Origin of the sequence: Microterricola viridarii (assembly GCF_900104895.1) — a bacterium.
Classification (GTDB): Bacteria; Actinomycetota; Actinomycetes; order Actinomycetales; family Microbacteriaceae; genus Microterricola; species Microterricola viridarii.
Genome location: NZ_LT629742.1, coordinates 16,370 through 30,543 on the forward strand (window position 1 = coordinate 16,370; position 14,174 = coordinate 30,543).

14 protein-coding genes and 1 tRNA gene are annotated in these 14,174 nt (G+C 68.8%); 6 read left to right on the forward strand and 9 right to left on the reverse strand.

The window, feature by feature from the left end:
* Positions 1-6: 6 nt before the first annotated feature.
* A complete protein-coding gene (locus tag BLT62_RS00095) occupies positions 7-894 on the reverse strand; it encodes an ABC transporter substrate-binding protein (RefSeq protein ID WP_083362221.1) in 888 nt (295 codons plus the stop codon).
* 260 nt (positions 895-1,154) lie between these two features.
* On the reverse strand, positions 1,155-2,015 hold the full coding sequence (locus BLT62_RS00100) for a sulfurtransferase (protein WP_083362222.1): 861 nt from the start codon (positions 2,013-2,015) through the stop codon (positions 1,155-1,157).
* Positions 2,016-2,146: 131 nt separating this feature from the next.
* On the opposite strand from BLT62_RS00100, the gene BLT62_RS00105 reads away from it, so the two are divergent.
* From BLT62_RS00105 to BLT62_RS00120, 4 genes are all read left to right on the forward strand, one after another.
* Positions 2,147-3,379: an MFS transporter gene (locus tag BLT62_RS00105; RefSeq protein ID WP_083362223.1), complete on the forward strand. Its 1,233-nt coding sequence runs from the start codon at positions 2,147-2,149 to the stop codon at positions 3,377-3,379.
* Positions 3,380-3,529: 150 nt separating this feature from the next.
* The gene (locus BLT62_RS00110) at positions 3,530-4,975 is read left to right on the forward strand and encodes an NAD(P)/FAD-dependent oxidoreductase (RefSeq protein WP_083365223.1); all 1,446 of its coding nucleotides are present in this window, start codon (positions 3,530-3,532) and stop codon (positions 4,973-4,975) included.
* Complete coding sequence (locus tag BLT62_RS00115) at positions 4,972-5,325, forward strand: cupin domain-containing protein (protein ID WP_083362224.1); 354 nt, start codon at positions 4,972-4,974, stop codon at positions 5,323-5,325. The genes BLT62_RS00110 and BLT62_RS00115 overlap by 4 nt, the downstream gene beginning before the upstream one ends.
* Before the next feature lie 114 nt (positions 5,326-5,439).
* Positions 5,440-6,801 (forward strand): NAD-dependent succinate-semialdehyde dehydrogenase, encoded by a 1,362-nt coding sequence (locus tag BLT62_RS00120; protein ID WP_083362225.1) that lies wholly within the window; start codon positions 5,440-5,442, stop codon positions 6,799-6,801.
* A 110-nt stretch (positions 6,802-6,911) separates the two neighbouring features.
* Here BLT62_RS00120 and BLT62_RS00125 read toward each other — a convergent pair whose 3' ends face one another.
* From BLT62_RS00125 to BLT62_RS00150, 6 genes are all read right to left on the reverse strand, one after another.
* Positions 6,912-7,283, reverse strand: coding sequence for an iron chaperone (locus tag BLT62_RS00125; RefSeq protein WP_083362226.1), 372 nt, complete (start codon positions 7,281-7,283; stop codon positions 6,912-6,914).
* 143 nt (positions 7,284-7,426) lie between these two features.
* Positions 7,427-8,116, reverse strand: coding sequence for a 50S ribosomal protein L1 (gene rplA, locus BLT62_RS00130; RefSeq protein ID WP_083362227.1), 690 nt, complete (start codon positions 8,114-8,116; stop codon positions 7,427-7,429).
* Positions 8,117-8,192: 76 nt separating this feature from the next.
* Complete coding sequence (gene rplK, locus BLT62_RS00135; RefSeq protein ID WP_083362228.1) at positions 8,193-8,621, reverse strand: 50S ribosomal protein L11; 429 nt, start codon at positions 8,619-8,621, stop codon at positions 8,193-8,195.
* Between the two features lie 108 nt (positions 8,622-8,729).
* The gene (gene nusG / locus BLT62_RS00140) at positions 8,730-9,653 is read right to left on the reverse strand and encodes a transcription termination/antitermination protein NusG (protein ID WP_083362229.1); all 924 of its coding nucleotides are present in this window, start codon (positions 9,651-9,653) and stop codon (positions 8,730-8,732) included.
* A gap of 107 nt (positions 9,654-9,760) precedes the next feature.
* Positions 9,761-10,036 carry a preprotein translocase subunit SecE gene (gene secE / locus BLT62_RS00145; protein WP_083362230.1) on the reverse strand — a complete coding sequence of 92 codons (276 nt, stop codon included), beginning with the start codon at positions 10,034-10,036 and terminating at the stop codon, positions 9,761-9,763.
* Positions 10,037-10,078: 42 nt separating this feature from the next.
* Positions 10,079-10,151 (reverse strand) — tRNA-Trp (locus BLT62_RS00150).
* Positions 10,152-10,442: 291 nt separating this feature from the next.
* Between BLT62_RS00150 and BLT62_RS00155 the strand changes: the two genes are divergently transcribed.
* On the forward strand, positions 10,443-11,975 hold the full coding sequence (locus BLT62_RS00155) for a flavin monoamine oxidase family protein (RefSeq protein ID WP_083362231.1): 1,533 nt from the start codon (positions 10,443-10,445) through the stop codon (positions 11,973-11,975).
* Here BLT62_RS00155 and BLT62_RS00160 read toward each other — a convergent pair.
* Entirely contained in the window at positions 11,917-12,738 is an 822-nt protein-coding gene (locus tag BLT62_RS00160) for a Pr6Pr family membrane protein (protein ID WP_156786190.1), read from the reverse strand. The two genes, BLT62_RS00155 and BLT62_RS00160, sit on opposite strands and share 59 nt — an antisense overlap.
* A 120-nt stretch (positions 12,739-12,858) precedes the next feature.
* Here BLT62_RS00160 and BLT62_RS00165 point away from each other — a divergent pair, with 120 nt between their 5' ends.
* Complete coding sequence (locus tag BLT62_RS00165) at positions 12,859-14,061, forward strand: pyridoxal phosphate-dependent aminotransferase (protein ID WP_083365224.1); 1,203 nt, start codon at positions 12,859-12,861, stop codon at positions 14,059-14,061.
* Positions 14,062-14,174: the final 113 nt, after the last annotated feature.

Below are 14,174 nucleotides of genomic sequence, written 5' to 3' on the forward strand. Positions count from 1 at the left end.
ATTTCTTTAGGAGGTTGCGACGTTGATGGTGATCGTGCTGATGCCGCCGTCCGAGACGCCCCAGCCGTCGAGGATCTTCTTGTAGCTGCCGTCGTCGACCATCGACTGGAGGGCGGCCTGCACGGCTTCGGCCATGCCGGAGTCCTTCGCGACGACGACACCGTACGGGGCGACGTCGAAGGTCTCGCCGGCGAGCTGGAGGGCGTCGCCGGTCTGGGAGATCGCGTAGAGGGTGACGGGCGAGTCGGCGCTCATCGCGTCAACCTGGCCGAGCTTGACGGCGTTCGTCGCGGCATCCTGCGTGTCGAACTGCTTCTTGTCGATGGGCGCCTTGCCGGCGGCGACACAGGCCTCGCTCTTGGCGGGAACCTCATCGGTGTCCTCGTAGGTGGTGGCCTGCACGGCGACCTTGAGGCCACAGGCGTTGTCGGGGTCGACGTCATTGCCCTTGGCCGAGGCCCACTGGATGCCGGCGTTGAAGTAGTTGACAAAGTCGACCTGCTTCATCCGCTCCTCGGTGATGGTGAAGCTGGACATGCCGATGTCGGCCTTGCCTCCGGTGACGCTCGGGATGATGTTGTCGAACTTCGAAACCTGGAACTCGGGGGTCAGCCCAAGCTTGCCGGCGATGCCCTCTGCCAGCTCTGCACCCCAGCCGATCGGGTTGCCGTCGGCGTCCTTGAACTCGTTGGGCGCGTAGGTCGGGTCGATGCCGATGATGAGCTTGCCATTGGCGCCAACGCCCTCGGGCAGCAGCGCCGCCGCTGCGTCGTCCTTGGCGATGGCCGGAGCGCTCTCGTTGCCACCCGTGCTCGGGCTGGAGTTGTCTACACAGCCAGAGAGCAGAAGCACGGCGGCTGCTGCGAGGGCGGGAACGGCGTAACGAAGTCTCATTGCGGAATCCTCTACTCTAGGGTCGGTCCCCACATCGTTGTGGACGTGACCTTTTCTCGGGTGAGTTTGAGCATAGTGCACGAGGAACTCAGCGATTCGCTGCGGGGATAACGTTTTGGGCGCACATAAGAAGGCGCGATATGTGCAGTTTCGCGCAATTTACGTGCGAATGAGCCCGGGCCAGCGGAGTTTTGTTGCGTATCGGCGCGAATGCCAGCACCGATCGCGATGCGCCCTCGGCGCTGGATTCGTGCCGCCCGCTATGCGGACGCCGGACCGGTCGCCACCGGCAGCTCGGCGCGGTTCGCCCATGCCGACCACGAGCCGGGGAACAGTGCGGGCGCGAATCCGGCAAGGGTGAGCGCCAGTGCGTCATGGGCGGCGGTGATGCCGGAGCCGCAGTACACGCCGACGGGCGCGGCGTCCGTCACCCCGAGCGCCTCGTAGCGCTCGCGCAGCGCCGCGGCCTCGAGGAATCTGCCCTCAGCGTCGAGGTTGCCGGCGGTCGGCGCGCTCAGCGCACCCGGGATGTGCCCGGCGCGGGGGTCGATGGGCTCGACGTCGCCGCGGTAGCGCTCGGCGGCGCGGGCGTCCAACAGCACGCCGGAATCCGGCAGCGCCCCCGCCTGCTCGGTCGTGAGCACGGGCAGGCCGCCGGGCACCACGGTGAGGGTGCCCGGCGCCGGCGCAGTCGTGGCGTCCGCGGACGTCGCGAGCGGCCGGCCGGCGGCCAGCCAGGCGGGCAGGGCGCCGTCGAGCACGCGCACGTCGGCGACGCCGGCGTAGCGCAGCAGCCACCAGGCGCGCACGGCGGCGTGGCTGCGCCAATCGTCGTAGACGACGACGGTGTCGCCGTCGTTCAGCCCCCAGCCGCGCGCCGCGGCCTGGAAGTCGGCCATGTCCGGCAGCGGGTGCCGCCCGTCGCGGGGCTCGCCGTGGCCGGCCAGCTCGGTGTCGAGGTCGACGTAGACGGCTCCGGGGATGTGGCCAGCGTCGAACAGCGGCCGGCCGGCCGGGCCGCCGAGGCTCCAGCGCACATCGAGCACCCGCACGCGGGCGCCTGCTGCGGCGTCCTGCAGCAGGGCGGCGAGCTCGTCGGCGGTCACGAGGGGGTGCGGCATCCGTCATTCTCCAATCGGGGCGGCTCCATCGACCTGGCCGACTAGCGGCCGAAGCACACCCTCTGACACGCTATATCCTGCGACGACGATTGGCCGCCGCCTCCAACCGGGCTCGGTAGAATTGGGGAATCGTGAGCACCTACTCTGACCTCCTCAAAACGGCTGGCGTTGCGCGCATCATCACGGCCCAACTCGTGGCCCGCTTCCCGTTCGGGATGCTCTCGCTCGCGTTCCTGCTGCACGTGGAGCAGCAGACCGGCAGCTACGGAGCCGCCGGGCTCGTGCTCGCTGCCACCAGCGTCGGCCAGGCCATTGCCGGCCCGCTGACCAGCCGCCTGATGGGCCGCTGGGGCATGCGCCCCGTGCTCACGATCACCCTGGCGATCTGCGCGGCCATGGTCAGCACGATCGCTCTCGTGCCGATGTCGGTACCCCTCTACATGGTGGTCGGCGCACTGGCCGGACTCAGCATGCCCCCGATCCAGCCGGCCGTGCGCACCATCTACCCGAAGATGGTCAACTCCCGACAGCTCACTCCCCTGTTCTCGCTGGACGCGACCGCGCAGGAGATCATCTGGGTGGTCGGCCCCGTCGTCACCACCTTCGTCGCGACCCAGATCAGCACGGTGTGGGGCATCATGCTCGCCGTGATCTTCATGGTCGGCGGCGGCATCTGGTTCATCGTGCTGCCGGAACTCGGCCGGGTGCGCATCCCGCGCAGCAAGCGCAAGCTGGGTGCGGTGCTGCGCCGCCCGCCGGTACTGCTGGCGACGGGCGTCGGGTTCCTGCTCGTCGGGGCCTGCGCCGCCGTGGAGGCCGCGGTCGTCGCGACCTTCGGCCACGGCGGGGCCGAGGCCGGCATCGTGCTCGCGATCTTCTCCGTCGGCTCGATCGCCGGCGGCCTGGGGCTCGGCCACGTTCCGATCGGCCCGTGGTCGACGGCCCGCCGCATGCTCATCGTCTTCGTAGGCATGGGCCTCGCGGCCGTGGTGATGGTGCTCGTCAGCAGCGACATGGTCTTCTGGTGGCTCTCGGCGGCCCTCTTCGTGGCCGGCATCGGCATCGCCCCGGCCCTGGCCGTGCTGTTCGCCATGGTCTCGGCCAGCGTCAAGTTCAGCGACACCGCCGAGGCGTACGGCTGGGTCGGCACCGGCCAGCTCATCGGCGCGGCCCTCGGCTCGGCGGCGGCCGGCTTCCTGATCGACAGCAACGGCGCGGTCGGCGGATTCTGGGCCGCCGCGCTCTTCGCCCTGGTCGGCTTCATCGTGCCGGTGCTCGCCAAGCGCTACCACCCGGACCTCCGCGGCCGCGATGCCAGCCCACTGCCCGACACCGAGGCGATCCCGGTCCAGCCGACCTCGTAGTCGCTCCCCCGCGACGACGGCGCGCTGCCACGGCGCGCTGGCGGCTCGCTGGCGGCTTGCTGGCGGCGGATGCCGCGGGGCGGGCATGATGGACGGGAGCGCGCGGCGAGGATGCCGTGCGGCGAACGCCGAGACGGAGCGATGATACGCGTGGGCACGACTGTTTTCGAGAGACGACGACCGGCGGCATCCGTGGTCGAGCACGCGCTGACCGGCACCCGGCAGGCCGCGTTCTGGCTGGATGACGTGCAGCGGCCGCGCCACCCGGAGCTGCGCGGGGCGGTGACCGCCGACCTCGCCATCGTCGGCGGCGGCTACACCGGGCTGTGGACGGCGGTGCTCGCCAAGCAGCGCAACCCGGACGCCCGCGTCGTGCTGCTGGAGGGCCAGCGGATCGGCTGGGCGGCATCCGGCCGCAACGGCGGGTTCTGCGAGGCCAGCCTGACCCACGGCCGCGAGAACGGCGAGAACCGCTGGCCGGAGGAGCTCGATGAGCTCGACCGGCTCGGCCTGGAGAACCTCGACGAGATCGAGGCGGCCAGCGCAGAGCTCGGCATGGACTTCGAGTTCGAGCGCAACGGCGCACTCGACATCGCCGTCGAGCCGCACCAGGTGGAGTGGCTGCGCGAGGCGGCGGCGGATGCCGCGGCGCGAGGCGACGACAGCGTCGAGCTGCTCGTGGGAGACGCGGCCAGGGCCGAGGTCAACTCCCCCACCTACCTGGCCGCGCTCTGGAACAAGCGCACCTCTGCCCTGCTGCACCCCGCCAAGCTGGCCCTCGAGCTGGCCAGGGTCGCCACCGAGATGGGCGTGCAGATCTTCGAGCACAGCCCGGTGCGCTCCCTCGACACCGACAAGGGCGCGGACGCGGGATCCGTCACCCTGCGCACCTCACAGGGCAGCGTGCGCAGTCGCCAGGCCGTGCTCGCCACCAACGTGTTCCCCTCCCTGCTCAAGCGCAACACCCTGATGACCGTGCCGGTCTACGACTACGCGCTGATGACCGAGCCGCTGAGTGACGGGCAGATGCGCGAGATCGGCTGGCAGAACCGGCAGGGTCTCGGCGATGTCGCCAATCAGTTCCACTACTACCGCCTCTCGCGCGACAACCGGGTGCTGTTCGGCGGCTATGACGCCGTCTACCACTACGGCAGCAGGGTGCGAGAGAGCTACGAGGACAGGCCGGCGGCGTTCGAGCTGCTCGCCAACCACTTCTTCACCACCTTCCCGCAGCTGGAGGGCGCCCGGTTCACGCACAAGTGGGCGGGAGCCATCGACACCTGCACCCGCTTCTCGGCCTTCTACGGCACGGCGCGAGGCGGCCGCGTCGCCTACGCCGCCGGCTACACCGGGCTCGGGGTGGCGGCCACGCGCTTCGCCGCGAATGTGATGCTCGACAAGCTCGCCGGGCTGGAGACCGAGCGAACCCAGCTGCGCATGGTGCGGGAGCGCCCGCTGCCGTTCCCGCCGGAGCCGGCCGCGGCCCTCGGCATCAACGCCACCCGCTGGGCGCTCGACCGCGCCGACCACAACGACGGCAAGCGCAACCTGCTGCTCAAGACGCTCGACGCGCTGGGTCTAGGATTCGACTCATGAGCATTCTGGTTCCCGGCATCGTCAACGATGCGACATCCATCGCCCTCGCCCACGAAGCCGTCCCGGCCGAGCAGCGCATCGCCGGCAACCCGACGACCGGAGCGGTGGAGCTGGGCGAGTTCGGCGACGCGGAGATCGGCATCTGGGAGATGTCGGTCGGAACCATGAGCGATGTCGAGGTCGACGAGGTGTTCGTCGTGCTCTCCGGCCGCGCAACGGTCGAGCTCGAACCGGGCGGACCGGACGCCGAGACCATCGAGGTCTCCGCCGGCTCCGTCGTGCGCCTGGCCGGCGGCACGAACACGATCTGGACCGTCACCGAGACGCTGCGCAAGGTCTACATCAGCTAACCGGACGCGCCCAAGCCTCGTGCAGCCCCCGCTCCCCGCCTAAGCTTGGGTGCAGTGCGCGTCGCGGCCCATCTCCCTGGTGGCGCGAGCGCCCCGAGAGAGGAACGCACGAGTATGTACGCAGTGGTCAACCCCGCTACCGGCGAGACGGTCACCAGCTATCCCACCCTCAGTGACGAAGGGCTGTCAGAGGCCATCGCCGCCGCGGATGCCGCGCACCGCGGGTGGTCTCGCAACTCGAGCGTCGCCGAGCGCGCGGCCCTGATCCGCCGCGTCGGCGAACTGCACGTCGAGCGCCGCGACGCCCTCGCCGAGATCATCGTGCGCGAGATGGGCAAGCCACTGGAGCAGGCGCTCGGAGAGGTCGACTTCAGCGCCGACATCTACGCCTACTACGCCGAGAACGCCGAGGCCTTGATGGCCGATGAGCAGATCACGCTGCGCGCCGGCGAGGGCTCCGCCCTCATTCGCCGCCGTTCGCTCGGCGTGCTGCTCGGCATCATGCCGTGGAACTTCCCGTACTACCAGGTCGCCCGCTTCGCCGGCCCGAACCTGATCGTCGGCAACACCATCCTGCTCAAGCACGCCGAGCAGTGCCCGGAGTCGGCCGCGGCCATCGAGCAGATCTTCCTAGACGCCGGCTTCCCCGTCGGCGCCTACGTGAACATCTACGCCTCGCACGACCAGATCGCCACGGTCATCGCCGACCCGCGCGTGCAGGGCGTCTCGCTCACCGGCTCCGAGCGCGCGGGCGCCGCGGTCGCCGAGATCGCCGGCCGCCACCTCAAGAAGGTCGTGCTGGAGCTCGGTGGCTCCGACCCGTTCATCCTGCTCAGCACGGACGACCTCGACGCGACCGTCGAGGCGGCCGTGATGGCCCGCATCGACAACAACGGGCAGGCCTGCAACGCGGCCAAGCGCTTCATCGTGATCGATGAGCTGTACGACGCGTTCCTGGAGAAGTTCACCGCGGCGTTCACCTCCTACGCCCCGGGCGACCCGCTGGCCGACGGCACCGTGCTCGGCCCGCTCTCCTCTGCGGCGGCCGCCACCACCCTGCAGAACCAGCTCGACCGCGCGCTCGCCCAGGGCGCGACGCTCGTGGCCGGCGGCCCGCGCAACGGCAACTTCTTCCCCGCGACGGTGCTCACCGACATCCACCCGACGAACGACGTCTACCACGAGGAGTTCTTCGGCCCGGTCGCGTCCGTCTTCCGCGTCGCCTCTGAGGACGAGGCCGTCGAGCTGGCCAACGACACCCCGTTCGGCCTCGGCTCCTTCGTCTTCACGACCGACCCGGAGCAGGCGGCCCGCGTGGCCGACGGCATCGACGCCGGCATGGTGTTCGTGAACATCGTCGGCGCGGACGGCGCTGAGCTGCCCTTCGGCGGCGTCAAGCGTTCCGGCTCCGGTCGCGAGCTCGGCCGCTTCGGCGCCGACGAGTTCGTCAACAAGAAGATGATCCGCATCGGCTGATTTGTAGCCGGTCTGCGGATGCATGGCCCCGGGACGCACGCGAACGCGGCGTGTCGGGGCCATTTCCGTGCCCGCATCCGCGAACTGGCTGCGGATGCCGCAGCGGCACGTCAGCGCTTGCGGTCCAGCTGCTCGTCAATCTGCGCCTTGCGGAGCTGCAGGATGCGGCCGAGCAACTCGGCCGGAACCGGCTGCTCCGCGCTGAAGCGCAGTGCGCTGATGCTGTGCGAGAAGTCGGCGAGCTCGTCGTCGAACGCCGGCAGCACGCTGCCGCTGAACGGGTACAGCGCCAGGTGCGCCTTGGTCTGCATGGCGGCGGCATAGCCCTTGCCGCGGTAGAGCAGCGTCGGCATGCCGTAGCTCATGCCTTCTGTGACATCCGGGGCCACCTCACGGGCGATGTCGACGACCCGCTGCAGGGCGGCTCGGTCGGCCTCCGGTGCGATTCCGGCCAGGTACTCGGTGACGGTGCTCTCGGGCATCCCCCATGGTTGCACGTGGATGCGGGTTTCGCGATGGTGGCTTCGGTCGCAACCTCCCTCGAGCCACCGAGGTGGCGACGGCATCCGGCAACGCAGAAGGGCCCGCCGCTTGCGCGACGGGCCCTTCGAATGAAGCGGTGAGACTAGATGGCGTTGACGTCCAGGGGGATGCCGGGGCCGAACGTGGTCGACACAGCGCCCTTCTGGATGTAGCGGCCCTTGGAGCTGGACGGCTTGAGGCGAACGATCTCCTCGAGAGCGGCCTTGATGTTCTCGTCGAGCTGCTCGGCCGAGAAGGCCGCCTTGCCGACGACGAAGTGCACGTTGGAGTGCTTGTCGACGCGGAACTCGATCTTTCCACCCTTGATGTCGGAGACGGCCTTGGCCACATCCGGCGTCACGGTTCCGGTCTTCGGGTTCGGCATGAGGCCGCGCGGGCCGAGGACCTTACCGAGACGACCGACCTTGCCCATGAGCTCGGGGGTCGAGACAGCCGAGTCGAAAGCGGTGTAGCCAGCGGCCACCTTCTCGATCAGCTCGTCGCCACCGACCTCGTCGGCGCCGGCAGCGATAGCTGCCTCAGCCGCGGGGCCCGTTGCGAACACGATGACGCGAGCGGTCTTGCCGGTGCCGTGGGGCAGGATGACGGTGCCGCGCACCATCTGGTCTGCCTTGCGGGGGTCAACACCCAGCTTGAGGGCGACCTCAACCGTGCTGTTGAACTTGGCGGAACCGGTCTCCTTGGCAAGCGTGACTGCCTCGGTGGGGGTGTAGAACTTGTCGGCTTCGATCTTCTCGGCCGCGGCCCGGTAGGCCTTTGACTTCTGTGCCATGTTGTTCTCCTTGAGAGAATGTGGTCATCTGCGCCTGGCGGGCGCTGCCACGAGTGAAAGTTGGAGGGGGTTGGCCTTAGCCGACCGTGATGCCCATCGAGCGAGCGGTGCCCGCGATGATCTTGTCAGCGGCGTCGAGGTCGTTGGCGTTGAGGTCAACCATCTTCATCTCGGCGATCTCGCGCACCTGAGCGGGGCTGAGGTTTGCGACCTTGACGGTGTGGGGGGTACCCGAACCCTTGGCAACGCCTGCAGCCTTCTTGATGAGCTCCGCGGCGGGCGGGGTCTTCAGGATGAAGGTGAAGGAGCGGTCCTCGTACACGGTGATCTCAACGGGGATGACGTTGCCGCGCTGGGCCTCGGTCGCCGCGTTGTACGCCTTGCAGAACTCCATGATGTTCACGCCGTGCTGACCCAGGGCCGGGCCGATGGGCGGGGCCGGGTTTGCGGCGCCGGCCTTGATCTGAAGCTTGATCAGACCAGTAACCTTCTTCTTCGGTGCCATTGTTTTCTCTCTTTCTTATCGAACGCTCCGGAAGCCGGAGCACTCTCCCGTTCGCTCGGACGCTCCGAGCGACGGTGGGCTGGAAATCTGTGGGGTGCTCTGGTGCTGCTAGAGCTTGGTGACCTGGTCGAAGCTGAGCTCGACCGGCGTCTCACGCTCGAACAGGGAGACGAGGACGATGAGCTTGCCGCTCTCCGGCTTGATCTCGCTGATCGATCCGGGAAGACCCGCGAACGAGCCCTCCTTGATCGTGATGGTCTCGCCGATCTCGAAGTCGACCTCGGCCTGCAGCACGCGCTGCGCACCCTTGACCGCGCCGCCCTTGCCGCCCTTGGCAGCCGGGACGTCCTTGATCTCGACGAGGCTCTTCAGCATGCCGAAGGCCTCTTCGAAACGCAGCGGCGTCGGGTTGTGCGCGTTGCCGACGAAGCCGGTCACACCGGGGGTGTGGCGCACGACAGACCAGCTGTCCTCGTTGAGGTCCATGCGCACCAGCACGTAGCCGGGGATGCGCACACGGGTGACCATCTTGCGCTGGCCGTTCTTGATCTCGACGACATCTTCCATCGGGACCTCGACCTGGTAGATGTAATCTTCCATGGCCATCGACGCCTTGCGGTTCTCGATGTTCTGCTTCACGCGGCGCTCGAAGCCGGCGTAGGAGTGGATGACGTACCACTTGCCCGGCAGGAAGCGGAGGTCCTGGCGGAACTCCTCGTACGGGTCTGCCTCGGCTTCTTCGTCCTCGACGGCCTCAACGGCGGCCTCGGCCTCATCGGCGGAATCAATGTCGAGTGCGTCGTCCACGACGGCGTCGGCCTCGGGGTCGCTCGACTCGACGAGCGCGTCGAGAGCGGCATCCAGATCGACCGCAACCTCGTTCTCATCGAGAACGTGTACGGCGATGTGCTCAGCGGGCTCGACAGACTCTTCGGCCTCGGCGAGGATGTTGCCCTCCTGGGCCTCGTCCTCCTCAGCGGACTGCTCTGCAGCGGTCGCCCAGTCGGCGTCTTCGTACTCAGTCTTAGACACTAAATCTCAATCCTTCGTGTATTGCGTTGTTCGCTGTTGCCGCTTGGTTTCCGTGATGCGCATCTGAGCACATTCGCCGCGAAAACCGAATCCGGCATCCAGTGGAACTATCCCGCTGGAGTACCGAAGACCCACGTCACGCCGAGTGCGAACACCCAGTCCATGGCGTACACCAGAGCCATCATGATGGCTACGAACACCAGCACGACGCCGGTGTAGCTGAGCAGTTCCTTGCGGGTCGGGGTGACGACCTTCTTGAGCTCAGTCAGGACCTGCTTGATAAAGAGGCTGACCCGCGCGAAAGGTCCGCGCTTGATCTCGCGGTCTTTCTTGGCGTTCGCGACGACATCCTCACCGGGTTCGTCGACAACTTTTCGGGCCACCTGATTACACCTTTCGTGGGCCGGCGCATGCACACCGACTTGCAGGGCGGACAGGACTCGAACCTGCAACCTGCGGTTTTGGAGACCGCTGCTCTACCAATTGAGCCACCGCCCTAAGGGCTTGCCTTCAGTGCTGCACCCGCATCTCTGCGAGCACCCCACTTGAGACATTCTACCGGTTTCGTCCGCCTGGCCTGCGCACTCCCCCGCACCCGAAACAGAGTTTCAGCACGAAAATAGGCGCAAAAAAGCTTGGCGGATTCAACAACCTCGACCAAGTGTAGGTCACAGCGGCGAGCCTGTAAAGCTGAGCGGATGCGGGCCCGTGGAGTACCGTTGATCACGGCCGTCTGGTAAAACGGGCCGAACTCCGGGCGGAAGAAAGGGGCGCGCCACCGGCGCAACGATGAAACGTCGTGACTTTCTGATCGGCTCCGCCTCGGCCATCACGCTGCTGGCGCTCACCGCCTGCACCCCGGCCCCGCCGAGCCCGACGCCCACCCCGACGCGCACTCCCGCGCCCCCGCTGCCCACCGGCGTGCCCCAGCCGATCCGGCTGCAGCGCTCCAATTGGGGCACCGATCCCTTCGCGCGCGGCGCGTTCAGCTATCCCCGCGTCGACAGCACCGACGAGCTGCGCGTGCAGCTGCGGCGCTCGCTCGACGATCGGTTGTTCTTTGCCGGCGAGGCTACGGCCAGCGACTCGCCTGGCACCGTTCAGGGCGCCCAGGGCTCCGGCGTGCGTGCGGCGCTCGACATCTCGGACGTCGCGGAGCGCGGCGAGCGCATCGCGGTCATCGGCGCCGGCATCGCCGGGCTGACCGCCGCGCGGGCGCTGCGCGAGTCCGGCTTCGACGTCGTCGTGGTGGAAGCCCGCGATCGCCTCGGCGGCCGCATCCAGAGCATGGTCGACGACCACTGGCCCGTGCCCGTCGAGCTCGGCCCGCTCTTCCTCAGCGATTCCTCCAGCATGCTCGCCGGCCAGCTGGCCCTCGCCGGCGTCGGCACCCAGCCGTTCGCGCGCACCCCCGAGGTGCGCACCGGCGCCGGCACCGTCGTCGGCCCCTCGGATGTGGGCAGCAAGGCGCTCGCCTCGGCGGGCGAGTGGGCAACGGGCCACGAACCGGACAGCTCCGTCGCCGAGGCGCTGACGGAGTCCGGAGTGGCTGCCTCGCTCGGCATCGAGCCCGACGCGAACGGGGTTGCCCCGATCGATTGGCTTGGGCACGAGCTCACCAGCGTGCTGCAACCGGCGGCCGGGGCATCCGCAGACCTGGTCTCCGCCCAGCAGCTCGACCCGCTGCTGGCCAGGGCCGCGTCGATGACCGAGATCGTGACCGGTTCGGCGCAGGGCCTCGGCGGCCTGATCAGCTCGCTGGCCGACGGCCTCGACGTGCTGGTGGGCAGCCCCGTCGCGACCATCATGTGGGACGACACCGGGGTGAGCCTGCGCCTGGCGCACGGCGAATCGCTCCGCACCGACCGGGTGCTCGTGACGATCCCCCTCGGCGTGCTGCAACAGGACACCACGCTGTTCGAGCCCGCACTGCCCAGCTGGAAGCTCGACGCGATCGGCGAGCTCGGCATGGGCACGGTCGACACCGTCTGGCTGCAGTTCGACGAGGCGTTCTGGGCAACGGATGCCACGGTGCTCAGCACGATCGGGCCGGCCGTCGCGTCGGAGGATGGCACCACACCGCCCACAGCGGCATCCGATGAGCCATCCGGAGCGCTTCCCGACGCCACCCCGGTGCCGGCGCCGGAGCGCAGCCCCATCGCCTACTGGACCAACCTCGCCCCGCTCACCGGCTCGCCCGTGCTGGTCGGAACGATTGCCGCCGAGTTCGCGGCCGAGCTCGGGGCGCTCTCCGACGAGGAGTTCAGCGCGCGGGTGCTGGCGGCACTTGCCCCGTTTGCTCCCGGAGCAGGCGCTCCCTGAGCTTCGTCGCCCGCGCCGTGATGCGGCGGCTGACCGCGACCAGCATCGCGGCGACACCGAGGAAGATGCCGAGCACGAGCAGGCAGTAGAAGGCGATGCCCAGCGCCCCGCCGACCTGTGCCGGGTCGAGGAAGAAGTACGGGTACCAGCCGACATCCGCGCCGCGGATCAGCGTGAAGATGAGCCACGCCACCGGGAACGGCAGCACCCAGCCGAGCGTCGACCACGGCATCGGGTCGCTGCGCGGGCTGATCACGGCATCGAAGAACCAGCCCACCAGCGCCAGCGCGGGCACGACGAAGTGCAGCAGCGTGTCTGACCAGGGCACGTCGACCCGGTACGCCCGGGTCGAGGCCTGCGCGACGATCACGGCGAAGACGATGCCGGAAACCAGCAGGTAACACATCACCACCGTGCGCATGATGCTGAGCCAGTGCGGGTCGCGTTCGCGCAGCAGGGCCGCAATGCCGCCCGCGATCAGCATGACGACGGCCAGCATCGCCGACTGGATGGTGAAGTAGCTGAAGAAGTTGTTCGTCGCGAAAGACGAGAAGCCGAGCACGTAGTTGAAGTTGCCGAACAGGGCGAGCAGCTCGAGGCCGGCCAGGGCGAGCCGGTACACGCCGAGCCCGACCCTCAGCGGGCGCGGGCGCGCGGCGCCCCGCTCGAGCGCACCGCCCTGGCCAGCCGAGGCCGCTTGTGGCGCCGCGGGAGTCTGTTGGCCCCGTGCGGGGGTGGCGGACTCGGGGGCACGGCGGTGCATGCTCCCACGCTACGCCGTGCCGGCTGTTGGGCCGATTCCGGGCCGGGCGTGCGCGGCATCCGCGACGGCGCAGGGTGTCACATGAGGCGCGGCGCATGGAGCACCGTTTAGGCTGTGACCGTGACCGAAACTACGCGTATCTCAGCCCGTATCGCCGCAATCGCCGAATCGGCGACCCTCAAGGTTGACGGCAAGGCCAAGGCCCTTCAGGCGGAGGGCCGTCCGGTGATCAGTTATGCCGCCGGCGAGCCCGATTTCGCCACCCCGGCGCACATCGTCGAGGCCGCGCTCGCCGCCGTGCGCGATCCCAAGAACTACCGCTACACCCCGGCCGCCGGACTGCCGGAGCTGCGCGAGGCGATTGCAGCGAAGACGCTGCGCGACTCGGGCCTCGAGGTCTCCCCCAGCCAGGTGATCGTCACCAACGGCGGCAAGCAGGCCGTCTACCAGGCGTTCCAGACGCTGCTCGACCCGGGCGACGAGGTTCTCGTGCCGACGCCGTACTGGACCACCTACCCCGAGGCCATCCAGCTGGCCGGCGGCCGCCAGGTCGACGTCTTCGCCGGCAGCGACCAGAACTACCTCGTCACCGTCGAGCAGCTGGAGGCGGCGCGCACCCCGCGCACCAAGGTGTTGCTCTTCGTCTCGCCGTCCAACCCGACCGGCGCCGTCTACTCCCCCGAGCAGACCAAGGCGATCGGCGAGTGGGCGCTGGAGAACGGCCTCTGGGTCATCAGCGACGAGATCTACCAGAACCTCACCTACGACGGCGTCAAGGCCGTCTCGATCGTCGAGGCCGTGCCGGAATTGGCCGACCGCACCATCCTGGTCAACGGCGTCGCCAAGACGTACGCCATGACCGGCTGGCGTGTGGGCTGGATGGTCGGCCCTGCCGACGCCATCAAGGGCGCGGCGAACCTGCAGTCGCACCTGAGCTCGAATGTCTCCAACATCTCGCAGCGCGCTGCCATCGAGGCCCTGACGGGCCCGCAGGACGCCGTCACCGAGATGCGCACGGCCTTCGACCGCCGCCGCAAGCTGATCGTCTCGGAGCTGTCGAAGATCGAGGGCATGAACGTGCCGACGCCGGAGGGCGCCTTCTACGTGTACCCGGATGTCACCGGGCTGCTGAACCGGGAGTGGGCCGGCGTCACGCCGACCACCTCCCTCGAGCTGGCCGACCTGATCCTGGACAAGGCCGAGGTCGCCGTCGTGCCCGGTGAGGCGTTCGGCCCGAGCGGCTTCGTGCGCCTGAGCTACGCGCTCGGCGACGCCCCACTGCTCGAGGGCGTGCAGCGCCTGCAGCGCCTCTTCGCCGTCTAGTCGGCATGCCGCCGCGGTGTCCGCAAGGCTCCGCGGGAGGCAATAGTCGCGCAGGGAGGCCAGATTCTCGGAATCTGGCCTCCCTGGCTCGTTAAGGCCTCCCGCGGGCAGGC